20 protein-coding genes are annotated in these 24,352 nt (G+C 56.1%); 6 read left to right on the top strand and 14 right to left on the bottom strand.

What is annotated here, in order from left to right:
* Positions 1-6: 6 nt before the first annotated feature.
* The 6 genes from mglA to N037_RS19950 all read right to left on the bottom strand — a co-directional run bounded on the left by mglA (position 7) and on the right by N037_RS19950 (position 7,175).
* Positions 7-1,527: a galactose/methyl galactoside ABC transporter ATP-binding protein MglA gene (gene mglA / locus N037_RS19925; protein WP_008500922.1), complete on the bottom strand. Its 1,521-nt coding sequence runs from the start codon at positions 1,525-1,527 to the stop codon at positions 7-9.
* A 79-nt stretch (positions 1,528-1,606) separates the two neighbouring features.
* The gene (gene mglB / locus N037_RS19930) at positions 1,607-2,605 is read right to left on the bottom strand and encodes a galactose/glucose ABC transporter substrate-binding protein MglB (RefSeq protein ID WP_023336346.1); all 999 of its coding nucleotides are present in this window, start codon (positions 2,603-2,605) and stop codon (positions 1,607-1,609) included.
* A 295-nt stretch (positions 2,606-2,900) separates the two neighbouring features.
* Positions 2,901-3,923: an HTH-type transcriptional regulator GalS gene (gene galS / locus N037_RS19935; RefSeq protein ID WP_032642913.1), complete on the bottom strand. Its 1,023-nt coding sequence runs from the start codon at positions 3,921-3,923 to the stop codon at positions 2,901-2,903.
* A 155-nt stretch (positions 3,924-4,078) separates the two neighbouring features.
* Positions 4,079-5,236: a DUF418 domain-containing protein YeiB gene (gene yeiB / locus N037_RS19940; RefSeq protein WP_032642915.1), complete on the bottom strand. Its 1,158-nt coding sequence runs from the start codon at positions 5,234-5,236 to the stop codon at positions 4,079-4,081.
* 19 nt (positions 5,237-5,255) lie between these two features.
* Positions 5,256-5,924 (bottom strand): GTP cyclohydrolase I FolE, encoded by a 669-nt coding sequence (gene folE / locus N037_RS19945; protein ID WP_008500927.1) that lies wholly within the window; start codon positions 5,922-5,924, stop codon positions 5,256-5,258.
* 102 nt (positions 5,925-6,026) lie between these two features.
* On the bottom strand, positions 6,027-7,175 hold the full coding sequence (locus N037_RS19950; RefSeq protein ID WP_032642917.1) for a YbfB/YjiJ family MFS transporter: 1,149 nt from the start codon (positions 7,173-7,175) through the stop codon (positions 6,027-6,029).
* 138 nt (positions 7,176-7,313) lie between these two features.
* Here N037_RS19950 and fghA point away from each other — a divergent pair, with 138 nt between their 5' ends.
* Entirely contained in the window at positions 7,314-8,141 is an 828-nt protein-coding gene (gene fghA, locus N037_RS19955; protein ID WP_032642919.1) for an S-formylglutathione hydrolase, read from the top strand.
* Between the two features lie 99 nt (positions 8,142-8,240).
* Here fghA and cirA read toward each other — a convergent pair whose 3' ends face one another.
* The 3 genes from cirA to yieE form a co-directional block, all read right to left on the bottom strand.
* Positions 8,241-10,211, bottom strand: a complete 1,971-nt coding sequence (cirA, locus tag N037_RS19960; protein ID WP_032642921.1) for a catecholate siderophore receptor CirA — start codon at positions 10,209-10,211, stop codon at positions 8,241-8,243.
* 224 nt (positions 10,212-10,435) lie between these two features.
* Positions 10,436-11,905 carry an amino acid permease gene (locus tag N037_RS19965; RefSeq protein WP_023336352.1) on the bottom strand — a complete coding sequence of 490 codons (1,470 nt, stop codon included), beginning with the start codon at positions 11,903-11,905 and terminating at the stop codon, positions 10,436-10,438.
* A gap of 180 nt (positions 11,906-12,085) precedes the next feature.
* On the bottom strand, positions 12,086-12,952 hold the full coding sequence (gene yieE, locus N037_RS19970; protein ID WP_023312476.1) for a DNA-binding transcriptional regulator YeiE: 867 nt from the start codon (positions 12,950-12,952) through the stop codon (positions 12,086-12,088).
* A gap of 97 nt (positions 12,953-13,049) precedes the next feature.
* On the opposite strand from yieE, the gene N037_RS19975 reads away from it, so the two are divergent.
* Entirely contained in the window at positions 13,050-14,096 is a 1,047-nt protein-coding gene (locus N037_RS19975) for a YeiH family protein (protein ID WP_023336353.1), read from the top strand.
* 63 nt (positions 14,097-14,159) lie between these two features.
* Positions 14,160-15,017, top strand: coding sequence for a deoxyribonuclease IV (gene nfo, locus N037_RS19980; protein ID WP_032642923.1), 858 nt, complete (start codon positions 14,160-14,162; stop codon positions 15,015-15,017).
* A gap of 47 nt (positions 15,018-15,064) precedes the next feature.
* Here nfo and fruA read toward each other — a convergent pair whose 3' ends face one another.
* From fruA to fruB, 3 genes are read right to left on the bottom strand one after another with little or no spacing between them, the layout of a single operon-like run.
* The gene (gene fruA / locus N037_RS19985; protein ID WP_032642924.1) at positions 15,065-16,744 is read right to left on the bottom strand and encodes a PTS fructose transporter subunit IIBC; all 1,680 of its coding nucleotides are present in this window, start codon (positions 16,742-16,744) and stop codon (positions 15,065-15,067) included.
* A 16-nt stretch (positions 16,745-16,760) separates the two neighbouring features.
* The gene (gene fruK / locus N037_RS19990) at positions 16,761-17,699 is read right to left on the bottom strand and encodes a 1-phosphofructokinase (RefSeq protein ID WP_008500936.1); all 939 of its coding nucleotides are present in this window, start codon (positions 17,697-17,699) and stop codon (positions 16,761-16,763) included.
* Positions 17,699-18,829: a fused PTS fructose transporter subunit IIA/HPr protein gene (gene fruB, locus N037_RS19995; protein ID WP_023336356.1), complete on the bottom strand. Its 1,131-nt coding sequence runs from the start codon at positions 18,827-18,829 to the stop codon at positions 17,699-17,701. The genes fruK and fruB overlap by 1 nt, the downstream gene beginning before the upstream one ends.
* Before the next feature lie 361 nt (positions 18,830-19,190).
* Here fruB and setB point away from each other — a divergent pair, with 361 nt between their 5' ends.
* A complete protein-coding gene (gene setB, locus N037_RS20000; protein ID WP_032642926.1) occupies positions 19,191-20,372 on the top strand; it encodes a sugar efflux transporter SetB in 1,182 nt (393 codons plus the stop codon).
* Here the strand turns inward: setB and N037_RS20005 are convergent.
* Positions 20,369-20,623 carry a YkgJ family cysteine cluster protein gene (locus N037_RS20005; protein WP_023312483.1) on the bottom strand — a complete coding sequence of 85 codons (255 nt, stop codon included), beginning with the start codon at positions 20,621-20,623 and terminating at the stop codon, positions 20,369-20,371. The genes setB and N037_RS20005 overlap by 4 nt on opposite strands.
* A 164-nt stretch (positions 20,624-20,787) precedes the next feature.
* Between N037_RS20005 and yeiP the strand changes: the two genes are divergently transcribed.
* Positions 20,788-21,360, top strand: a complete 573-nt coding sequence (yeiP, locus tag N037_RS20010; protein ID WP_008500940.1) for an elongation factor P-like protein YeiP — start codon at positions 20,788-20,790, stop codon at positions 21,358-21,360.
* A 117-nt stretch (positions 21,361-21,477) separates the two neighbouring features.
* Here the strand turns inward: yeiP and uxuA are convergent, their stop codons facing one another.
* A complete protein-coding gene (uxuA, locus tag N037_RS20015; protein WP_023336358.1) occupies positions 21,478-22,668 on the bottom strand; it encodes a mannonate dehydratase in 1,191 nt (396 codons plus the stop codon).
* Between the two features lie 205 nt (positions 22,669-22,873).
* Between uxuA and N037_RS20020 the strand changes: the two genes are divergently transcribed.
* Positions 22,874-24,340 carry a mannitol dehydrogenase family protein gene (locus N037_RS20020; RefSeq protein ID WP_032642928.1) on the top strand — a complete coding sequence of 489 codons (1,467 nt, stop codon included), beginning with the start codon at positions 22,874-22,876 and terminating at the stop codon, positions 24,338-24,340.
* Positions 24,341-24,352: the final 12 nt, after the last annotated feature.

The following is a 24,352-nucleotide window of genomic DNA, read 5'->3' on the forward strand; positions in this document are numbered from 1 at the left end:
CTGATCTTAAAGGTGCAAAGACGCAAGACGCAAAATTTCGTTTTGCGTTGTCGTTTTGGTGTCAACAATACCGGCAACGAGACCATTGCTCATAACCAGAATACGATCCGTGATCCCTAACAATTCCGGCATTTCGGAAGAAATAATAATGATCCCTTTATTCTTTTTCGCCAGCTCGGCAATCAGCTGATAAATTTCAAACTTCGCGCCGACGTCAATACCGCGGGTCGGTTCATCCAGCATCAGAATTTCTGGCTGGGTTAATAACCAACGGCCGATAATGACTTTCTGCTGGTTACCGCCTGACAGCGAACCAATTTGGGTGCGGTGGCCTGGCGTTTTCACGCGCATGGAGTCAATGACCCATTGGGTATCGCTTTTCATGCGGGAGTTATCCAGCAGTCCGACTTTGTTTTTATAATTGCGAATGTTAGAAATTAACGAGTTAAAGTTAATATCCAGATAGGCATAAATACCGGTCGAACGACGCTCTTCCGTCACCAGCGCAAAACCATTATTAATGGCTTCGTTGGCGTTATGGTTGTTGATTTTCTTACCGTGCAGCGTAATCGTGCCTTCGGCTTTCTCACGGATACCGAACAGGGTTTCCACGATATCGGTACGTTTTGCGCCAACCAGACCGGCAATCCCGAGGATTTCACCCTTGTGCAGGTCGAAGGAGACATCGCGAATAGACGGCTGACGTAACGAGGTCAGATTGCGCACTTCCAGGATCACTTCGCCCGGCTTGTTTTCTTTGTCCGGGAAGCGCTGGTTTAAAGAACGGCCAACCATCATGGCGATGATCTTGTCCATGTCCAGCCCTTCCAGCGGCTGCGTGGCAATCCACTGACCGTCGCGCAGGATGGTGATCTCATCGCACAGCTGGAAGATCTCTTCCATTTTGTGGGAGATATACACAATGCCGCAGCCGCGATCTTTTAGCTTACGAATAATGGTAAAAAGGTGATTAACCTCTTTTTCCGTTAATGATGATGTTGGTTCGTCCATGATGACGATTTTCGCATCATAGGAGAACGCTTTGGCGATTTCGATCATCTGCATCTGGGAGACGGATAATGTTCCCACGCGGGCGCGCGGATCGATATCAATATCCAACTCGTCGAAAATCGCTTTGGTGTCGCGATACATTTTGTCCTGATCGACAAAAACACCTTTGGTTGGATAACGCCCCAACCACATGTTATCCATAACTGAACGCTGCAGCACCAGGTTTAATTCCTGGTGAACCATCGAGATACCGTTTTCCAGTGCTTCTTTCGCTGAATGGAAATCGATCTCTTTCCCCTGAAAAAGAATGCTGCCAGAATCTTTTTGATAGATCCCAAAAAGACATTTTAATAATGTTGATTTACCCGCACCGTTTTCACCCATTAAGGCGTGAATAGAGTGAGGACGAACTTTTAAATTAACATTATCGAGTGCCTTAACGCCGGGAAATGACTTGTTGATACCGCTCATTTCCAACAGGTATTCACCGGATGACTGAGTAGTTGTGCTGACCATAATTATACCTTGTTGGCCTCGCATATCGCGTTATAAAAGGGCGCAACGAATTGCGCCCAGTGGAGACAGTACCGCTAACTTATTTACCGATAAACTCAGCCAGGTTGGACTGGTCTACGCCCACGTAAGGTACGCGAACGATTTTGTTTTCAATTTTCCAGCTGGTGCCATCTGCCGCACCTTTGCCGTCGGCCAGGTTTTTCGCCAGATCGAAGGTCGCTTTCGCCTGGTTGTTGGCATCGTTCAGAACGGTACCGGCCATCGCACCAGATTTAACCAGCGCCAGCGCTTCTGGCAACGCATCTACACCGAACACAGGAATGGAGGATTTGTTGTGCGCTTTCAGCGCTTCTACCGCACCCATTGCCATCGCATCGTTGTTGGCGATAACCACTTCGATTTTGTTCGCGTTAGGGCCGGACAGCCACGCGTCCATCTTATCTTTCGCCTGAGCGGTATCCCACATCGCGGTATCTAACGCCAGCTGCTGGGTTTTCAGACCCTTGTCGTTCAGCTCTTTGATAACGTAAGTGGTACGGGCTTCAGCATCCGGGTGGCCGGGTTCGCCTTTCAGCAGTACGAACTGAATCTGACCGTCTTTGTTCAGGTCCCAGCTCGGGTTCGCCGCCCAGTGTTTGGCGATCAGATCGCCCTGAATAATACCGGACTCTTTGGAGTCGGTACCGACGTAATACGCTTTGTCGTAGCTATCCAGCGCCTTACGGGAAGGTTCTTTGTTGAAAAAGACGATTGGCACGTTCTGGCCGCGCGCTTTTTCAATAACCGTGCCTGCTGCAGCCGGGTCAACCAGGTTGATGGCCAGGGCTTTCACGCCTTTCGCCAGCAGAACGTCGATCTGGTCGTTCTGTTTGGACTGGTCGTTCTGGGAGTCGTTCATCAGCAGCTGAACGTCTGGCGCTGCTTTCGCATCTTTCTCAATTGCTTTACGCACAACAGACATGAAGTTGTCGTCGTATTTATAGATGGTCACACCAATACGGGTATCCGCAGCGTGCGCTGCTGCACCAAAAAGCATGCTTGCCATTACAGCAGACAGGGTCAACACCTTCTTATTCATGGTATCTCCGGTTTTTTTTATGCAGGGTAGTTCTTGTGAATAACGATCGGCGGGCAGGTGTTAATAAAACGTTACTGACAGCCGAAGTTCACTTATAAAATTTCTATCTTCCGTGTTCGGTAACGCTCCAGAAATGCGTTTTATTCGTTGTTTGCGGCACATTGGCTATAGTGAAAGTGAATAATCACCGTTACATAGCGTTTCAGCTCCTAAAACGCTGACATCATAGTCAGCGCCTTGTTAAGATACTGTGAATTTACTCACAGATTGAAAACGGTTACATCACCTGATGTAATCAGTTAGTGATCGGAACCACAATTTGCCTGGCCGCGACGGAGTGCCGGCGCACTAAAGTCGGCATGAAACAGTGCGTTGCGCCCGGATCCAGCAGCCCTGCCGCCCCCTGTAACGCCAGCTCAGTCGCCAGTTTCGCCATAGAGGCAATGGGGTAGCGCACCGTTGTCAGCTGCGGGTCGGTGTAACGGGCAATCGGAATATCATCAAAGCCAATGAGTGATAAATGCTGTGGCACCGCAATGCCATTATCTTTCAGCGCCGTCAGGGCCCCTGCCGCCATGCTGTCGTTATAGGCAAACACCGCAGAAAGCTGCAGGTTGCGGCCCAGCAGCTCGACCATTGCCGCCTCGCCGCCCTGCATGTCCGGCGTACCGGTGCCTGTCCAGCTTTCTGACGGCGTAATGCCGTGCTCTTTCAGGGCGTTTTGCCACCCCTCGCGCCGCATGTCGTCATCTTCAATATGATGGCTGGAGGCCAGATAGCCGATCCGCTGATGCCCGTTGTTGATGAGCATTTTCGTGGCCATCATGGCGCCGCTGACGTTATCCAGCCCGACGCAGCGATGGGCATAGCCGGGAACGATGCGGTTGATCAGCACCATGCCCGGGATCTGATCCATAAAGCCGGTTAACTCTTCATCACTCAAAGCTTTTGAGTGGACAATCAAGGCGTTACAGCGCTGGCGGATCAGCACTTCGATGGCATGGCGCTCTTTTTCCGCCTCATGATAGCTGTTGCCGATCAGGACATATTTCTGATGCTGCTGGGCGACCACGTCGACCGCTTTGACCAGCGCGCCGAAAAAGGCATCCGATACATCCATCACCACCACGCCGATGGTGTCGCTGACCTGCGTCGCAAGCGCCTGCGCATTGGCATTTGGCCGGTACCCGAGCTGGGTCACGGCTTTCATTACGGTTTCACGGGTTTCAGGGCTGACCAGCGCGCTGTTGTTCAGCACGCGTGAGACGGTAGCCACAGAAACGCCCGCCTGACGGGCGACGTCACGAATGGTGATCATATTCACCATCCTTCAAAGGATTGCAGCAACTCACAGACACCCCCTGTGTTTAGCAAGGTGGCTATTTTGGCAGCGAGAGAAAGGGGACTACGTGAAGAAGCTCACACTCATGAAAACGCTTACATCCGTTTTGTTAATGATTGTGATCCAGATCGTTATCTGGATGTATTTTTCATTGATATCCCTGAAGCATGTGCGGTTAACTGACGCCACACCCACTCCAGCGGTCCCTGGCGGAAATAGCGTAGCCAGAGAACAGAAAATGCCAGGTTTACTACCCAAACCGGGATAACAAACGCCAGCAGCGCGAGGCGGTCGAATTTCATAAACAGGCCAAAGCGATAGAAAAGCGTGGTGCAGATCAGCGTTTGCAGGAGGTAATTGCTCAACGCCATGCGGCCCACGCAGGCGATAGCGCTGACGATCCACAGGCGGGAAAGCGTTGGCCAGAAGCCATAGATCAGCGCCGCATAGCCGATGGTCTGGAACGGCGCGCTCAGTTCGCGCGGCACCTGAAGCAGGAACGCGCACCAGCGGTAATCCCAGTGGATGTGCCATTGTGCAATGACCGCCGGGAGGTTAATCAGCACGCCGAGCAGGACCAGCCCGACGCCCGTTCGCCGATAGTGACGCAGGCTGAACTCCCCTTTCAGCCAGCCGGTGCGCATCAGTGACGCGCCCATCAGCATCATGCCCGCCAGCTGCCAGCCGTATTGCGCCCCCAGCGCAAGGAGGTTATCCCCCAGCATATCCGCGCGGTTGCTTATCGCTTCCGTGCCGCCCTTCAGCTTCCAGTACTGTTCGTACTGCAGGTTAGCAGCATCCGGGATCCAGGCACGGTTTGTCGCCTCGCCGGAAATCATCCCCAGCAGCAGCAGTACCCCAAGCCCCATGACATAGAGCATCACGCCGGTGTTAAACAGGCTTTTTACGCTGTGCGCGTCGCGAATCAGACGCCAGCAGATGAGCCCGACTAACCCATACGCGAGAAGAATATCGCCGTCCCAGAAGAACAGGCCGTGGATAAAGCCGAGGAGAACCAGCAGCGTCAGGCGCGACTGGATCCAGCGCGTACCGCGTTTGAGGAGCAGTTGCAGACCAGCGCCAAACAGCAGGGCAAACAGCGTAAGGAATTTAACCTGCGCGAAGAGGTCAAGGACAGCCCAGGTCCAGGCATCACTGCGCGTGATGTCGCCATACCAGGCAGGATTGAGATAAGCCGCCTTCGGAAGACCGAAGGCGCTGATATTGAGCAGCAGGATACCGAGAATGGCGACGCCGCGAACAAAATCGAGCGTGACGTTTCGCTCCATGGTTCCTGCCCTGTAAGACTTAGTTGTGGTGACGTACCGCGCGCAGGAACTCCTGGCGGGTATTCTGGCTCGATTTAAACAGGCCGCCCAGCGAGGTTGTTGTGGTCGCACTGGTTGCATCACGCACGCCGCGCGCCTTCACGCAGTAGTGAACCGCGTCGATAGAGACGGCCACGTTATTGGTGCCCAGCAGCGTTTGCAGCGCGGTCAGGATCTGCTGCGTCAGACGCTCCTGAACCTGCGGACGCTGTGCAAAGAACTGCACGATGCGGTTGATCTTCGACAGGCCAATCACCGTGTCTTTTGGGATATACGCCACGGTCGCTTTACCGTCGATGGTCACAAAATGGTGTTCGCAGGTGCTGGTCAGCGTGATATCGCGTACCGTCACCATCTCATCCACTTTCATCTTGTTTTCAATGACGGTGATTTTCGGGAAGTTGGCGTAATCCAGCCCGGAGAAAATTTCGTCGACGTACATTTTCGCGATACGGTGCGGCGTCTCCATCAGACTGTCGTCACTCAGATCGAGATTCAGCAGCTCCATGATATCGGTCATATGACCGGCAATCAGACGCTTGCGGGTTTCATTGTCCAAATCCTGTACGGGCGGACGCAGTGGCGTTTCAAGACCGCGCGCAACCAGGGCTTCGTGGACCAGGGCAGCTTCTTTACTGAGTGATGACATTTTGTTCTCCTGCAGGTGTGGCGTCTTTTGCCCTCGTTGTGGCAAAAGTATGCGCTCATTGTGCGTGAGGCCGCGCACATAATCCAGTATTCACGGCGATAATTATTGCAATTGCTGTTGCCTTTCAGCGTGGCGATTCCAGACCAGAGCTCCCCCGACAAACAGCGCAATGCCCGCCAACCCCAGCGCGGGCTCCAGCCGGTGGGTAAGCCAGGTTGATAACGCCGAGGTCATCGGGCCAATCAACTGACCAATTGCATACCCGGTGGTGAGCAGGCCGGCCATATAGCGCGTGTGGTTTGGCGCCAGCTCGCGACCGTATAAAAGAGAGAGCTGCACGGCACACAAGAAGCCGCCGCCCACCAGCAGCCCGCCCGTCAGCAAACCGCCAATCCCCGGCAGCAGCCAGGCCGCCAGCACGCCAGCGCCCTGCAACCACAGCACGATAGCCAGCCTGCGGTTAGCCGTTGAGGTGTGGCGTAAAAGAATACTGAGCGCAATGCCCACCACGGCGGCGATGCCAAAAATCGGCCAGACAAACTGCGCAAACAGGCTGCCGGGAAAACGCACCGCCGCCATTTGCGACAGGAATGTCGCCGGCAGGATATAGCCAAACCCGGCCAGGCTGTAGCTCCAGACCAGGCGCTTTAAATCCGCCGTCAGCACCAGCGGCTCCGGGGCGGTGCCGGGGCGATGGAGCTGCCCGGATCGCGGGAGGTAGCGTGCCACCAGCGCGATTAGCACCAGCGCCAGCACGCCGTAGATTTGCCATGCCGCCCCGGCCGAAAGAGATTTTGCCTGGATATAGACGGCGAGCAGCCCGCTCAGGGCAATGCCCGCCCCCGGTCCGGCAAACACCGCAGCGCTCAGGCCTGGTTTACCCAGTTGCCCCAGCCTTTCGTTGGTCCAGGCGGCAATGAGCACCATCGACCAGCCGCTCATGCAGCCAATCACGAAGCGCAGCAGGCCGTGCACCACGGCGTTATCCGCCGCCGCGGAGAGCAGCGTCAGCGCAACCGCACCGGTGATGCCAAGCCAGAGGCGCGTTTCCACAAAGCGGTGCGCGCGCATGGCATCCCATGCCCCCACCAGATAGCCCAGATAGTTCATCGCCGCGACCAGACCCGCGCTGGTCAGTGTAAGCTGTCCGGCAGCAATCATGAGCGGCACCTGAGGCGTAAAGGCGAAGCGCCCTATCCCCATCGCCACCACCAGAACGACAAACCCACTGAGCGCAATACGCAGCGCCATGATGGCTCCAATTGTTAAAGAAAAGTAAATTTATGATGCAGCATCTCGCCGTCCGGCGAAAGTGAAAGTTGCTCACAGGTCAATGAAAAGGCTGTATTATGGTTTTTATGAATACGCATTCTCATTAAGGAGCCCTGCATGGAACTGCTCGAAGAGCACCGTTGTTTTGAAGGTCGACAGCAGCGCTGGCGGCATGACTCCACCGTCCTGAACTGTGCGATGACGTTCAGTATTTTCCTGCCGCCGACGGAAAATCCGCCGGTTCTGTTCTGGCTGTCAGGCCTGACCTGCAACGACGAAAACTTCACCACCAAAGCGGGCGCGCAGCGACTTGCCGCCGAGCTGGGTATTGCGCTGGTGATGCCTGACACCAGCCCGCGTGGCGATGATGTGGCCGACGATGCAGGATATGACCTGGGCAAAGGTGCCGGATTTTATCTGAATGCGACCGAGCAGCCCTGGGCGCGCCACTACCGCATGTATGATTACCTTCGCGACGAGCTGCCCGCGCTGGTTCAGTCCGGGTTTGCGGTAAGCAACCGCTGCGCCATCAGCGGACACTCCATGGGTGGACACGGGGCGTTAATCATGGCGCTAAAAAATCCGGGAAAATACGTTAGCGTGTCGGCATTTGCGCCAATTGTGAACCCAACGCAGGTGCCGTGGGGGCAGAAAGCCTTCACGAACTATCTGGGTGAAGATAAAGCGAATTGGCAGGAATGGGACAGCTGTGCGCTGATGCTGGCCAGCAGCTCGGCAAATGCGATCCCGATGCTTATCGATCAGGGCGATGCGGACCAGTTCCTCGCCGGACAGCTACAGCCTGCGGTGCTGGCAGAAGCGGCACGCCAGAAGGACTGGCCGCTGACGCTGCGCATTCAGCCGGGGTATGACCACAGCTATTACTTCATCGCGTCCTTTATTGAGGATCATCTCCGCTTCCATGCGGAGCATTTGTTCGCGTAAGTGCGGATGATTGCCGGGTGGCGGCTTCGCCTTACCCGGCCTACGTTCGTGGATTTTGTAGGCCCGGTAAGCGAAGCGCCACCGGGCATAGAGGTTACATCAGAACTTATAATCCACGCCGACAAAGTAGCGACGGCCATCTTCGGTATAGCTGTAATCGTCACGGCTCAGATCTTTATCCAGCAGGTTCTGCACGCCCGCGCGCAGCTTCATGGCTTTCGTTACCTGCCACGCGGCGCCGGTATTCCAGATGACATAGCCACCCGGCGTTGCTGCACTGCTGGTCAGCGCGCGTTTCTCACCGGTGTAGTTGCCCTGAACGTAGAACGACCAGTCCTGCGTTGCCTTCCAGTCAACGGTTCCGTTGGCGGTGTGGAACGGCAGATCGGACAGCGGCTTGTTGCCGCCGTTGCTGATATCACGACCGTCGTTGTAGGTGTAGTTCAGCGTCACTTTCCAGTCGTCCGCCAGCGGGAATTTCAGCTCGGTCTCCACCCCGCGGATGCGCGCCTTGTTAACGTTGTAGTAGCGGAAAATCGGCTCGCCGTCGGCATTCAGCCCGACATAGTTAGGGTAGCCCTGCGCCTGGTTTACATTGGCCGTACGGCTGATGCTGATGCGGTCATCCACATTATTCTGGAAGGTGGTGACGCTGGCCTGCACGCCCTCTAACCAGCCCTCTTCCCCACTGTAGTAGAGACCGAATTCGAAGCTCTCGCTGGTTTCCGGCTTCAGGTCCGGGTTACCGACAATCTCACAGGCACCGCGGCACGAGCCGGTGACCCAGTCAGGGCTCAGCTGCAGCAGCGACGGCGCTTTAAACGCGGTGGCCCAGCCCCCTTTCACCGTTACGGTATCGGTCGCGTTGTAGACCAGATAGGCTCGCGGGCTCCAGTGGTCACCGTAGGTATCATGGTCGTCCATACGGATGCCGGTGGTCAGCGCCAGAGGTTCAAAGATTCGCCACTCGTCCTCAAGGAACAGGGCATACTGGCTTGTCGACGTACTGCTGCTGGAACCGCCCGTCAGGTTGACCGGATCTTTCAGCTTATCGTGACGCCATTCGCCGCCGAAGGTCAGCAGCTGGTTGATTTCGCCCAGCGGCAGCACGTATTTTCCGTCCACCGCGTTGCTCTCGGAGGTGATCGGATGGCTGTTGCCCGGGTTTTTGTTATCCACCTTTTCGCCGTAAATCTTCAGCTCGCTGTTGCCGACGCCCCAACGACCGTTGTGGCTGAGAGAATAGTTATGACGTTCAAGGCGGTTTTTATCGAGGGAATCCGAGTCGCGATCCTGACGGTCGAAGCCGTAGCCCGCCGTAAAGTCGTGGTTTTCAGACGGTGTCCAGGCGAACTCCACATTCGCATCGCGGCTGGTGAAGCCCTCAATGCGCGGCGTTTCACCGCTCGCCGTGGTAGAGGATTTCTGCTGACCGTCTTTCTCACGCTTCGCGAGGCTACCGTAGGCTTTCAGCCCCAGCAGGCCGTCCACCAGCGGGCCGCTGGTATAGAACTGGCCGTTGTACGTGTCTCCACGGTCGCGGTGCTCCTGAATCGTGGAATCGGCGCTCAGGGTACCCGTCCATTTCTGGCCGATTTTTTTGGTGATAATGTTCACCACGCCGCCCAGTGCATCGGAACCGTACAGAGAAGACATAGGTCCGCGCACCACTTCGATGCGTTCGATGGCGTCAACCGGCACCCAGTTAAGGTCGAAATCATTATGCCGGAACACCGCGTTACGCGAGTTGACGCGCTTGCCGTCGATCAGGATCAGCGTATAGCTGCTGTCCAGTCCACGGATACTTACCCCTTTACGGTTGTCCCCTTCGCTTGTGAGCTGAACGCCCGGCACATCCCGTAACACATCTTTCAGATTCTGAACGGGCTTGCGCTGCAAATCTTCCTGGGTAATCACGCTGATGCTTGCGGGTGCGTCTTTCAGGTTTTGCTCGGTCGCGGAGGCCGTTACAACCATCGTGTCGCCGGATTCCGCTGCGATAACAGGCAGGGCCAGGGACATTGCGGACGCACAAAGTCCTCCCCTGACGAAGGGATTCAACCTAAACATTCCATATCTCCATGAGGTAAATACAACTAAATCAAATCATCATTGCTCACAGCGTCTTCCTTGCCGCCCACATCTGCGGTGGGTCGGTGACACGCTTATTTTTGATAACGATAAAGCAAACGATAATTATTATCAATTAAATTGTTAAGAAATATATCTTTGTTCCAGAATGCGGGAATAAAAAAACCCGCTCGAATGAGCGGGTTAAAAGAGAGGAAGTGCGGTTATTGTTTAAATCGTTCCGGGAATTCCATTTCACTGTAGCGAACGAATTTTGTTCCTTTCGTCAGCTTGTAGCCAAACCAGATGACGAGGAACAGCGGAATACCAATGTAGGTCGCCGTGACGGCGCCCCAGTCAATGGTGTCCGCCAGGAACGCTTCATAGTTCTGTCCAAGCGTAATGATCAGGCACAGAATGAAGGCGAAAATGGGACCCAGCGGGAAGAAGCCGGAGCGATACGGCAGCGAGTTAATATCGTGACCCTGCTTGACGAAGCCGCGGCGGAAACGGTAGTGGCTAATGGCAATCCCCAGCCAGGCAATAAAGCCCGTCATCCCTGAGGTATTAAGCAGCCACAGGTACACCGTCTGGTTACCAAACATGGAGGTCAGGAAGCACAGACCAGCGATTACCGTTGTCGCGTACAGCGCGTTACGCGGGACGCCGCCGCGGGACAGTTTCGCGAAAATACGCGGGGCTTTACCGTCGCATGCCAGCGTGTAGAGCATGCGGGTGGACGCGTACATCCCGGAGTTACCGGCTGAAAGCACAGCGGTCAGGATAACGGCGTTCATCACTGCCGCAGCAGAAAGCAGGCCGGCGTGCTGGAAGACCAGCGTGAACGGGCTGACGCTAATGTCTTTTACGTCATTACGCAGCAGGCTTGGATCGGTGTACGGGATGATCAGGCTGATAATCAGGATCGCGAACACATAGAACAGCAGGATACGCCAGAATACCTGACGGACCGCACGCGGAATATTTTTCTCCGGGTTCTCTGACTCACCGGCGGCGATACCAATCAGCTCGGTGCCCTGGAAGGAGAAGCCGACAATCATCGCCACGCCAATCATCGCCGACAGTCCACCGGCAAACGGCGCATCGCCTATCGCCCAGTTACTCCAGCCTGCAGGTTCTGCGCCTTTGAAAATACCAACGATCATCGCCACACCGACGACGATAAAGATGATGACGGTTGCCACTTTGATCAAAGAGAACCAGTATTCCGCTTCGCCGAAACCGCGCACGGAGATGTAGTTCAGCAAGAAGATGACGGCGAGGAACAGGGCGCTCCAGATCCAGCCCGGCGTATCCGGGAACCACCAGTTCATCACCAGCTGTGCGGCGACAAGGTCAACAGCGATAGTAACCGCCCAGTTGTACCAGTAGTTCCAGCCCAGCGCGAAGCCGAAGCCTTCTTCAACGTATTTTTGACCATAGGTCGAGAACGAACCGGATACCGGCATGTACGCGGCCAGTTCGCCGAGACTGGTCATCAGGAAGTACACCATCAGGCCAATCAGGATATAAGAGAATAATGCCCCACCCGGGCCGGCTGCCGAAATCGTTGCGCCAGAGGCAACGAAAAGACCTGTACCGATTGAGCCGCCAATAGCGATCATCGTCAGGTGACGCGCCTTGAGTTCACGACGTAGCGTGGGCGCTTCTGTGGTTTTAATTTCTGAAACCATATGAAAATGCTGTCCATTTAATAAATGAGGCGCGATTGTAGCAGACGATCCGCGTTCCTTCCGGCAGAAATACTCAGTTATAAGAGAGCTTCATGACTCGGCCAGGATTATAAGTAAAGCATAAAAATGTGGGGTGACGGGCGCGCGTAGCCCCGGTAAGCGAAGCGCCACCGGGGAACGTTAAATGGCGCAGTAGCGCAGAAAACGCTGCAGCGAGCTGGAAAGGTGTTTCTGGCGGTGATGAATGCACCATAACGTGCGCACCAGCTTCGGCAATGGAACCGGTATTTCAACCAGCGACCCCGTTTCAAGCTGTTCGGCAATGACGCGCCGGGAAAGACAGCTGATCCCCAGACCGTGACGCACCGCGTGCTTGATAGCCTCGGAGTTCCCCAGCTCCATCCCTAACTGGAAATGCGGCAGATGGGAAAGCAGCAGATAATCGACAATTTCACGCGTGCCGGATCCCTGCTCGCGCAGGATCCACTGGGCCTGCGCCAGGCGCTCCAGCGTCACCTCGCCCTGCAATAACGACGAGGCCGGGGACGCAAACACCACCAGCTCATCTTCCAGCCAGGGCTCGGCAATGATATCGACGTTATGGCAGGGCCCTTCGATGAGGCCGATATCCACGCGGAAATCGATCACCGCGTTGATCACGTCCTGGCTATTGCCCACGCTCATCTCCAGCGGCAGGGTCGGGAAATCCCGGCGGTAGCGGGCAATCACTTCCGGAAGGATGTAATTCCCAATGGTGCTGCTGGCGTAGACGCGGATCGCGCCGTTGTCCTCGCGGAACAGCTGTTCGATTTCGATAGCCTGTTCCAGCAGCGCCAGCGCGCGTGGATAAAGAAGACGACCGTGCTCGTTGACCACCAGACGCTTCCCTACCCTGTCGAAAAGCTGAACGCCCAGCTGTCCTTCAAGATCGGTCAACGCCGCGCTGACCGCAGACTGCGAGAGCGCCAGCATTTGTGACGCCTGGGTTGTCGAACCGCTTTTCAGCACCTCGGCAAACACTTCCAGCTGACGCAATGTAATGTGCATGGTTTCTTACCACTTATATAGATTGATTATAAGTATATAATCAATTTTATTTTTAAGCCAGAGCGCCGTAACCTTTAGCCAGACAAAGGAGAAGGTTATGTCAGAAATCACCTTACAACATCATCGTACAGTGTGGCACTTCGTGCCGGGCCTCGCGCTAAGCGCAGCAGTAACCGCCGTAGCGCTATGGGGCGGCAGCATCCCGGCTATCGCAGGCGCAGGCTTTAGCGCGTTGACGCTGGCCATTTTGCTCGGCATGGTCGTGGGAAACACCGTTTACCCACATATCTGGAAATCCTGCGACGGCGGCGTGATCTTTGCCAAACAGCACCTGCTGCGTCTCGGGATCATCCTTTACGGCTTCCGTCTCACCTTTTCGCAGATTGCGGACGTGGGCGTGAGCGGAATCGCCATCGACGTCCTGACCCTGACCAGTACCTTTTTGCTGGCCTGCTTTATCGGCCAGAAAATCTTTGGCCTGGATAAGCAAACCAGCTGGCTGATCGGTGCCGGGAGCAGTATCTGTGGAGCCGCGGCGGTGCTGGCAACAGAGCCCGTCGTTAAAGCCGAAGCCAGCAAGGTGACCGTGGCGGTGGCGACGGTGGTGATCTTCGGTACGCTGGCGATCTTCCTCTATCCGGCGATGTATCCACTGGTGGCGCACTGGTTTAGCCCGGAAACCTACGGCATCTACATCGGTTCGACCATGCACGAAGTGGCTCAGGTGGTGGCGGCAGGACATGCCATTAACCCGGAAGCTGAAAACGCGGCGGTGATTGCCAAAATGCTGCGCGTGATGATGCTGGCACCGTTCCTGATTTTCCTCGCGGCGCGGGTTAAGCAGCTGGCACCGGCAGGCGGCGGCGAGAAAAGCAAAATCACCATTCCGTGGTTTGCGATCCTGTTTATCGTGGTGGCGATTTTCAACTCCTTCCACCTGCTGCCGAAAGCCGTTGTCGATATGCTGGTGACGCTGGATACCGTGCTGCTGGCGATGGCCATGGCGGCGCTGGGGGTGACCACACACGTCAGCGCGCTGAAAAAAGCCGGTGCCAAACCGCTGCTGATGGCGCTGGTGCTCTTCATCTGGCTGATTGTCGGCGGCGGTGCCATTAACCTCGCGGTGCACAGCCTGATGGCATAAACCATCTCGTCCTTCTCCTGTTAACCCGCTATCATAAGCGTTTCGGGTTAGCAGGAGTTTTTTATGAAATACGTTGGAGCGCACGTCAGTGCTGCAGGTGGCCTTGCGAATGCCGCCATTCGCGCCGCCGAAATCGAGGCGACCGCTTTCGCCCTGTTCACCAAAAATCAGCGCCAGTGGCGCGCCGCACCGCTCACCGCTGAGGTGATTGATGATTTCAAAGCCGCCTGTGAGAAATACCACTACGGGCCCGGTCAGATCCTCCCCCACGACAGCTACCTGATCAACCTCGGGCACCCGGTCCAGGAAGCACTGGATAAGTCCCGCGAGGCGTTTCTGGATGAAGTACAGCGCTGCGAACAGCTGGGGCTTACGCTGCTGAACTTCCATCCGGGTAGCCATCTGATGCAAATCGATGAAGATGCCTGCCTGGCGCGCATTGCCGAGTCCATCAACATCACGCTGGACAAGACCAAAGGCGTCACCGCGGTGATTGAGAATACCGCCGGTCAGGGCAGCAACCTCGGCTTTAGGTTCGAACATCTGGCGGCAATTATTGACGGCGTGGAGGACAAATCCCGCGTGGGCGTGTGCATTGATACCTGCCACGCGTTTGCCGCTGGTTATGACCTGCGCACCACCGAGGCAACGAAAAACACGTTTGATGAGTTCGAGCGCATTGTGGGCTTTAAGTACCTGCGCGGCATGCACCTGAACGATGCGAAAAGTGCGTTCGGCAGCCGCGTTGACCGCCACCACAGCCTGGGTGAAGGCAACATTGGCCACGATGCGTTCCGCTTTATTATGCAGGACGCCCGCTTCGACGGTATTCCGATGGTGCTGGAAACCATTAACCCGGACATCTGGGCAGAAGAGATTGCCTGGCTGAAGGCACAGCAAACCGCTGAACAGGCGGCATAAAAAAAGCCGGGAGCGTAACGCAACCCGGCTTTTTTGTTGTTTATCGCTTACGCCACTTTCGCCACAACTTCCGCTTCCGGACGTTTCAGCACTGCGTAAGAGAGACCCGCCACCAGCGTACCGGCAACAATTGCCAGCAGATAGCCCAGGACCGGAGTGATTGCGCCTGGGATCAGCAGGACAAACAGACCGCCGTGTGGTGCCATCAGCTTCGCGCCAATCGCCATAGAGATTGCACCCGTTACCGCGCCACCGACGATACAGCATGGCAGAACGCGCATTGGGTCACGCGCTGCGAACGGAATCGCGCCTTCGGTAATGAAGCAGAGGCCCAGAACCAGCGCCGCTTTGCCGCCTTCCTGCTGTGCTTTATCGAACTTACGACGGGCAATAATCGTTGCCAGACCGAGCGCCAGCGGTGGAACCATGCCTGCCGCCATGATGGCTGCCATTGGCGCGTAGGTCTGGGTACTCAGCAGGCCAACGCCAAAGGCGTACGCCGCTTTGTTCACCGGACCACCCATGTCGGTACACATCATGCCACCGAGGATTGCACCCAGCAGAACCGCGTTCGCGGTACCCATGGTTTGCAGCCAGTGGGTCAGACCCGCCAGGATGCCCGCAACCGGTTTACCAATCAGGTAAATCATCGCCAGACCGACCACCAGGCTGGAAATCAGCGGGATGATCAGAATCGGTTTCAGCGCTTCCATACTCTGCGGCAGCTTGAGCTTCGAGCTGATGAGCTTCGCGACGTAACCGGCCAGGAAGCCCGCGATAATACCGCCGATAAAGCCGGAACCGGTGCTCACGGCCAGCATACCGCCGATAAGACCCGGCGTCAGGCCAGGACGGTCAGCGATGGAGAAGGCAATAAAGCCGGCCAGAACGGGGACCATCAGTGCGAACGCGGAACCGCCGCCAATCTGCATTAACGCAGCGGCCAGCGTGCCTTGCTCTTTAAACGCGGTAATACCAAATGCGAACGAGAGGGCAATACACAGACCGCCCGCAACCACCATCGGCAGCATGTAAGACACGCCGGTCAACAGATGGCGATATGCGCCTGCAGACTCTTTCTTACCTTCCGTCGCGGTTTGACGCGCGCCGGTTGCCTGATACGGCTTCGCTTCTACCAGCGCTTTATCAAACTCCTGCGCGGTCTTTTTCAGCGCCAGGCCGGTAGAGGTGCGGTACATTGGCTTACCGGCAAATTTCGCCAGATCCACTTCGATATCCGCCGCCACGATCACCAGATCGGCTTCCGCCACTTCTTCAGGGGTAATCGCATTGCCCGCGCCAACGGAGCCGCGCGTTTCAACTTTCACCCACCAGCCGCGTTTTTTCGCTTCGGTTTCAATGGCTTCAGCCGCCATAAAGGTGTGAGCCACGCCCGTCGGGCAGGCCGTCACCGCGACAACGCGTTTCGGACCCGCAGCCTGTGCCGTCGCGACAGGCGCGCTGTAGACAGACGCGTGGCCTTTCGCTTCGCTCAGGAACAGTTCCGGGTGTGCCACCGCGCGATTAATATCGCCCAGCCACACTTTTTTGCCGTTCAGCGCACTGTCAGCCGGGATTTTGTCGCCCAGTACAATGGCCAGTTCTGCATCGCCTGGATTATCGATAATGTCCAGATGTGCTTTTTGTGCCGCCGCGCCCAGCAAGGTCTTCGCCATATAGGCGCGGGCCTGTCCGAGACCGGAGTCAATGATCAGCAGCGTTTTCATTATTCCTCTCCTGCTGTTAGTTAAAAGGTTTTAAGTCAACGCGCGCCATCATCGCGGCTAACTGGGTACGATCGGTAATACCGACATTGCTCTGGCTTACGGCCAGGGCAGCAACGGCGGTGGCAAGACGTAAAGTATGTTCACTGGATTCACGCATCAGCAGACCATAAATCAGGCCGCCAACCATGGAATCCCCTGCGCCAACGGTGCTGACAACTTCCATTGACGGCGGTTTGGCGATCCATTCGCCAGACGCGTTAACCCACAGCGCGCCTTCTGCACCAAGAGAAATCACCACGTGAGCGATACCCTGCTCGCGCAGCGCATGGGCAGCGTCAATCACATCTTTTAATTCTGGCAGCTTACGGCCCGCCCAGATCTCCAGCTCGCGGCGATTCGGCTTCACCAGCCACGGCGAGGCTTTCAGACCGGCAACCAGCGCGTCGCGGCTGCTGTCAAAAATGATGCACGGGCACTGGCTGCGCAGGCGCGTCATCCAGTCGGTAAAGGCTTCCGGGCTCACGCCGGACGGCAGGCTGCCGCTGACGCAGACCATGTCAAACTGACCGAGCCAGGTCAGCGAGTCGTTCACAAAACGCTCCCAGTCGGACGGCGTCACTTCGAAGCCAGAGAAGTTCAGATCGGTCACTTCACCGTCTTTCTCCGTCAGCTTAACGTTGATGCGGGTACGGCCCTGAACAACCTGAAAACGGTTGGCAATGCCCAGCTCGCTGAACAGCTGCTGGAAACCATCCTGGTTATCTTTACCGAGGAATCCGCCCACGGTGACGTCGATACCGAGATCCTTGAGCACTTTCGCGACGTTAATCCCTTTACCCGCAGCATGCAGGCCAGTGGTACGCACGAGGTTGACTTCGCCGCGCTCAATTTCCGGGCAAAATCCTACCAGGTCATAAGCCGGGTTCAGCGTAATAGTCGCAACACGTCTGCTCATTATGCGCCCTCCCCCAGACCCGCCGCGATGGCATCGCCAATCGCTTTCAGCGCCTGTTCAGCATCGGCACCCTGCGCGGTGAAACGCAGACGATGTCCTTTCTTCACGCCCAGCGCGACAACTTTCATCAGACTACGGCCATTGGCCGGTTTGCCCGTGCCATCAAGATTCGCCACGGTGATCTCACTCTCGAATTGTTTAATGGTATTCACCAGCATGGTGCCCGGACGGGCATGCAGGCCGTGCTCGTTGCGTACCACGAACTCAGCGGTCTGCACGTCTTCGGTCGGCGCATCATCACTGGTCAGCAGTGCCAGCACGGTGGAGGCATCAGCGTTCAGCAGTTTTTCAGCTTTGTTGTTCAGCAGCAGATCGCCCAGACGCTTCAGCACGGAAACCGGCTGATCGTCGTTCATCGCCACGGTCACCAGCATGGCCGCGCGCTCGCCTTCCACGTCAAACGCGTTGGCCGCGCGGCTCACGGCGATAGCGCTGCGCAGGTTGCCTTCAGCGCTGTCGTTCAGCCAGATACCCTGACCCAGATTCAACGGCTTATCGTTAATGACGCGCGTCACAAACGTGGCGTCCGCCGCGCCGGCTTCTTTCAGACGGCCCGCGTTCAGCGCCTGCAGCGTCACCAGATCGGAAGCAGCCACATCCAGCGTCAGCGTTTCATTATCCAGCTTCAGCGCTTCGCTCTGTTTTTCGCCCATCAGCAAGGCGCGCAGCTCTTCAGCTGTGGTGGCGGACTTCAGCTGTTCAGCCACATCGTCATCGCTCAGGACATGCGTCAGCTGACGCAACAGGCCTAAGTGTTCGTCGCTGCTGGCCGCGATGCCGATAGCCACGTAGGCTACCTGACCGTCGCCCCAGAGCACGCCCTGCGGGAACTGATAAACCTGAACGCCGGTTTTCAACACCTGATCGCGGGTGTCGGTTGTGCCGTGCGGAATGGCAATGCCATTGCCGAGGAAGGTTGAGGTCTGCTGCTCGCGAGCCAGCATGCCGTTGACATAGCCGTCCGCGACGTTACCTGCCTGCACAAGCGCAGCGGCAACCTGGCGAATAGCCTCTTCTTTATCCCCGGCCTGAGCGCCCGGGTGGATATCCTGAACAGATAACTGGAACATGGTTCTCCACTCCTGCTGAACTTGAATCGTTTCAGCTTTAATGAGAAAAAATGCGCTAGCCTGCTCCGTTTGTTAAAACAAGATAGCGCTGAAACGTTTCAAAAAGTCTTGCGCTTTCTGCAATGTCTTGCAAGTAAACTCGTATTTCCGATCTCAGAATTTAGAGATACAGCACATTTCTTCTTCGTTCAGCTGAATTTTGCTGAAGTTCAGCAAGACAGTTTCAGCTAAGGTCAGCCGGATGAGAGGTAAGTTGAAATGCCATTTTGATTTTTCGTGGCATCATTGACCGCACCCACTGTTTATTTTTTAGCTGACGGCGTAAACTCCGCCCCTCTCTGCTACTCGCTAATTATAAAACATGCATAACTCTCCTGCGGCCGTCTCGCCGAAGCCCTTTGATTTAACCTCCGCGGCATTCCTGGTGGTTGCCTTCTTCACGGGTATTGCCGGTGCGTTACAGACGCCGACATTGAGCTTATTCCTGACAAATGAGGTTCACGTCCGTCCGGCGATGGTGGGCTTCTTTTTTACCGGTAGCGCCATTATCGGCATCCTGGTCAGCCAGTTTCTGGCAGGACGATCCGACAGAAAAGGCGATCGTAAAAGCCTGATCGTTTTCTGCTGTCTGCTGGGAGTCATGGCCTGCGTTCTGTTTGCCTGGAACCGCAACTATTTCATTCTGCTCTTCGTCGGGGTATTCCTGAGCAGCTTTGGCTCAACGGCGAACCCTCAGCTGTTCGCCCTTGCCCGCGAACACGCCGACCATACCGGGCGTGAAGCGGTGATGTTCAGCTCTGTCCTGCGCGCTCAGGTGTCGCTGGCGTGGGTGATTGGCCCGCCGCTGGCCTACGCGCTGGCGATGGGTTTTGGCTTTAAGGTGATGTACCTGAGTGCGGCCGTCGCGTTTGTGGTGTGCGGCGCGCTGGTGTGGTTCTTCCTGCCGTCCATGCGCAAAGAGCCCAAAGTAGCAACGGGCGTGCTGGAAGCGCCGCGCCGCAACCGCCGCGATGCCCTGCTCCTGTTTGTTATCTGTACGCTGATGTGGGGGACCAACAGCCTGTATATCATCAATATGCCGCTGTTTATTATTGATGAACTGCACCTGTCGGAGAAGCTGGCGGGCATCATGATGGGCACCGCGGCCGGGCTTGAGATCCCGACGATGCTCATTGCGGGCTATTACGCAAAGCGCTTCGGAAAGCGTTTTTTAATGCGCATCGCCGCCGTCGCCGGTCTGTTGTTCTATATCGGTATGCTGACGGTACATACGCCGGGGCTGTTGCTGGCTTTACAGCTGCTGAACGCCATCTATATTGGTATTCTCGCCGGGATAGGCATGCTCTATTTCCAGGATCTGATGCCGGGCCAGGCAGGCTCTGCCACCACCCTTTATACTAATACCACCCGCGTAGGCTGGATTATCGCGGGCTCAATGGCCGGTGTCGTGGCCGAAATCTGGAACTATCACACGGTGTTCTGGATTGCGCTGGTGATGTGTACACTGACAATCGGCTGCCTGGCAAGGATTAAAGACGTTTAAGGCGCGGTGAGCGCTTCCAGTTCAAGAAGGTACGTCATCGCCTGCCCTCGCGTGCTGCCACACATTTCGGCAGTGGGCTGAAGCCCGGAGCAGACCTTCGGGCGCAGCGGCGAGCCAAAGATCATGCACAGGTTGGTTTCCGAGAGCTGAACGCAGCGGGTATTGGCAGGTTTGCCCTCCGGCATTCCTGGAATGGGGCTTGAAATGGACGGTGCAGTACAGCACGCGCCACAATCGGGACGACAATCCATAAATGCTCTCTTTCGCTGACGATCGCCCGCGCAGTCGGGCATCGCGCGCACAGTAACACCTTTTGCGTATTGATAGCAAAAGCCACGAATTCCTCTTGCCTGAAAGGCCGCGCGCGAGTAATTTGGCGCGATATTTTTTACCTCCCGTAAACAGGATTACTGCAATGCCAAGAGCGAACGAAATTAAGAAAGGTATGGTGCTGAATTACAACGGCAAACTGCTGATTGTGAAAGATATCGACATTCAGGCACCCAGCGCCCGTGGTGCAGCAACGCTGTACAAAATGCGTTTCGCCGATGTGCGTACCGGCCTGAAAGTGGAAGAGCGCTTTAAAGGTGACGATATCGTCGATACCGTGACCCTGACCCGCCGCTATGTCGATTTCTCCTACATCGACGGCAACGAATACGTGTTCATGGATAAAGAAGATTACACCCCGTACATCTTCACCAAAGATCAGATCGAAGAAGAGCTGCTGTTCATCCCTGAAGGCGGTATGCCTGACATGCAGGTCCTGACCTGGGACGGCGTGCTGCTGGCCCTGGAGCTGCCTCAGACCGTCGATCTGGAAATCGTTGAAACCGCACCTGGCATCAAAGGCGCATCAGCGAGTGCCCGCAACAAACCGGCTACCCTGACGACCGGTCTGGTTGTGCAGGTACCGGAATATCTCTCCGCTGGCGAGAAAATCCGCATCCATATCGAAGAAAAACGCTATATGGGTCGCGCTGACTGATTGCGGCATTTGTCGGGTGGCGGCTTCGCCTTACCCGACCTACAAAAACACAAAAACCGGCTCTCAGGCCGGTTTTTGTGTAGGCCCGGTAAGCGTAGCGCCACCGGGCAACAGAGCTTACAGAAGCTCCGGATACTTCGTCATCTTCAGCGCCAGCTCAACGCCGCGCACTTCCGCCATTCCCTTAAGACGGCCAATCGCCGAATAGCCCGGGTTGGTTTTCTTACGCAAATCGTCCAGCATCTGATGGCCGTGATCCGGACGGAACGGAATAGGACGCACATCGCCCGCCTGCTTGCGGCGCGCCTCTTCCGCCAGGATAGCGTCCACTACCGCCACCATATTCACATCGCCGCCCAGGTGCGCCGCCTCGTGGAAGGTTTTTGGATTCTCTTCGCGGCAGGTCGCCCGCAGATGCGTGAAGTGGATACGATCGCCGAAGGTTTCAATCATCCGCACCAGGTCGTTGTCCGCACGCACGCCGTAGGAGCCGGTACACATGGTAAAGCCGTTATAGATGCTGTTTACCGTCTCTTTCAGCCACTGCATATCTTCAAGGGTGGAAACGATACGCGGCAGGCCGAGGATAGGACGCGGTGGATCGTCCGGGTGCACGGCGAGGCGTACCCCTACCTCTTCAGCAACCGGCACGATGGCGCGCAGGAAGTACGCCATGTTTTCACGCAGCTGGTGCTTATCAATATCGCCGTATTCCGCCAGACGCGCGCGGAACTGATCCAGGGTATATCCCTCTTCAGCCCCCGGCAGGCCCGCGATAATATTACGGGTCAGCTTTTCGATGTCTGCCTCGCTGGCGGCGTTAAACCACTCACGCGCCTGCTGCTGCTCTTCCGCGGTGTAATCCGCTTCGGCGCCAGGGCGTTTCAGAATGTGCAGTTCGAATGCCGCAAAGGCGATCTGATCGAAACGCAGCGCTTTCGAGCCGTCCGGCATCTGGTATTCAAGGTCGGTACGCGTCCAGTCGAGGATGGGCATGAAGTTATAGCAGACCGTATCAATGCCGCAGGCCGCCAGGTTGCGAATGCTCTGCTGATAATTAGCAATCCAGGTCTGGTATTCCCCTGAATGGGTTTTGATATCTTCGTGAACCGGGATGCTTTCCACTACAGACCAGGTTAACCCCTTCTCCGCCAGAAGCGCCTGACGCTGTTGAATTTCTTCAACCGGCCAAACCTGACCGTTAGGAATATGATGCAGCGCCGTGACGACACCCGTAGCGCCAGCCTGACGCACATCATCAAGAGAAACCGGATCGTTCGGCCCGTACCAACGCCAGGTTTGTTCCATTGCCTCACCCTCTTAAGTTGTTATACCAATATGCGTTACTGCAATGACGACTACCATACATGTTTGCCGCTAAGGGTCAACATACCGCCACACATTGATTGATCAAACTCACAGAATGGGGATATTTACGGCTCACCAATTTTATTTGCTGTCATATAACTTTACACTGGCATTGTTAATTAATGGTTAATCAGGTGTGTATCTCATGAAGACAATTGCCTCCACCGCCCTTCCTGCCCACGTTCAGCAACCTCGCTACGATCGCGCGCAATTACGCTCCCGCATCATCCATTTTGGATTTGGTGCCTTTCACCGCGCGCACCAGGCATTGTTAACAAATCGGGTGCTGAATGAAAAAGGCGGCGACTGGGGGATTTGTGAGATTAGCCTTTTCAGCGGCGACGTGCTGATGGGCCAGCTGCGCGCGCAGGATCACCTCTTCACCGTGCTGGAGAAAGGTGCAGAAGGCAATGAGGCGATTATCGTCGGTGCCGTCCACGAATGCCTGAACGCAAAGCTGGACTCTCTGCCTGCCATTATTGAGAAATTTTGCGAGCCTCAGGTCGCTATTGTGTCGCTCACCATCACGGAGAAAGGCTACTGCATCGATCCCGCGACCGGGAAACTCGATCTGCACAACGCCCGAATAATTCATGACCTTGAGAACCCCTCAGCGCCGCATTCTGCCCCTGGGATCCTGGTCGAAGCGCTCCACCGCCGCCGCGAGCGCGGCTTGCCAGCCTTTACCGTGCTTTCCTGCGACAATATCCCTGACAACGGGCACGTGGTGAAAAACGCGGTGCTGGGCATGGCGCAAAAGCGTTCCGCGGCGCTGTCTGAATGGATTGATAGCCACGTGAGCTTCCCGGGGACGATGGTCGACAGAATTGTTCCCGCTGCGACGGAAGCCTCGCTGGCGGAAATCACCGACGCGCTCGGCGTTGAGGATCCGTGCGCCATCAGCTGTGAACCGTTTATTCAGTGGGTGGTGGAAGATAATTTTGTCGCCGGTCGTCCGGAGTGGGAAGTCGCGGGCGTTCAGATGGTGCAGGATGTTCTGCCGTGGGAGCAGATGAAATTGCGCATGCTCAACGGTAGCCACTCTTTCCTGGCATATCTGGGGTACCTCGCGGGCTACGCCCATATTAATGAATGCATGGAGGACGCTGCGTTCCGCGAAGCCGCCCGTCGGCTCATGCTGGACGAGCAGGCGCCCACATTACGCATTAAGGATGTCGACCTCACCGCCTACGCCGATAGCCTGCTGGAGCGCTTTGCCAACCCGGCACTCCAGCATCGGACCTGGCAAATCGCGATGGACGGTAGCCAGAAGCTTCCGCAAAGAATGCTGGACGGGATCCGCGTTCATCTTGAGCGAAAAACACCGTGGTCGCTGCTGGCCCTGGGCGTGGCCGGCTGGATCCGCTACGTTAGCGGTACCGACGACCATGGCAACGCGATTGATGTCCGCGATCCCCTCAGCGATAAAATTAGCACGATTGTCAATGCCAGCAGCGACGCCGAGCGCGTTAACGCCCTGCTGGGGCTGAGCGAGGTCTTTGGTCACGATCTCGCGCAAAACAGCGTGTTTGTGGAGGCAGTCAATCAGGCATACCAGCGCATTACCCGCCACGGCGCACGTCAGGCTGTTATCGAAACGTTAAATATTTAACGATTATTGCGC

This window comes from Enterobacter sp. EGD-HP1 (assembly GCF_000733275.2).
GTDB lineage: Bacteria > Pseudomonadota > Gammaproteobacteria > Enterobacterales > Enterobacteriaceae > Enterobacter.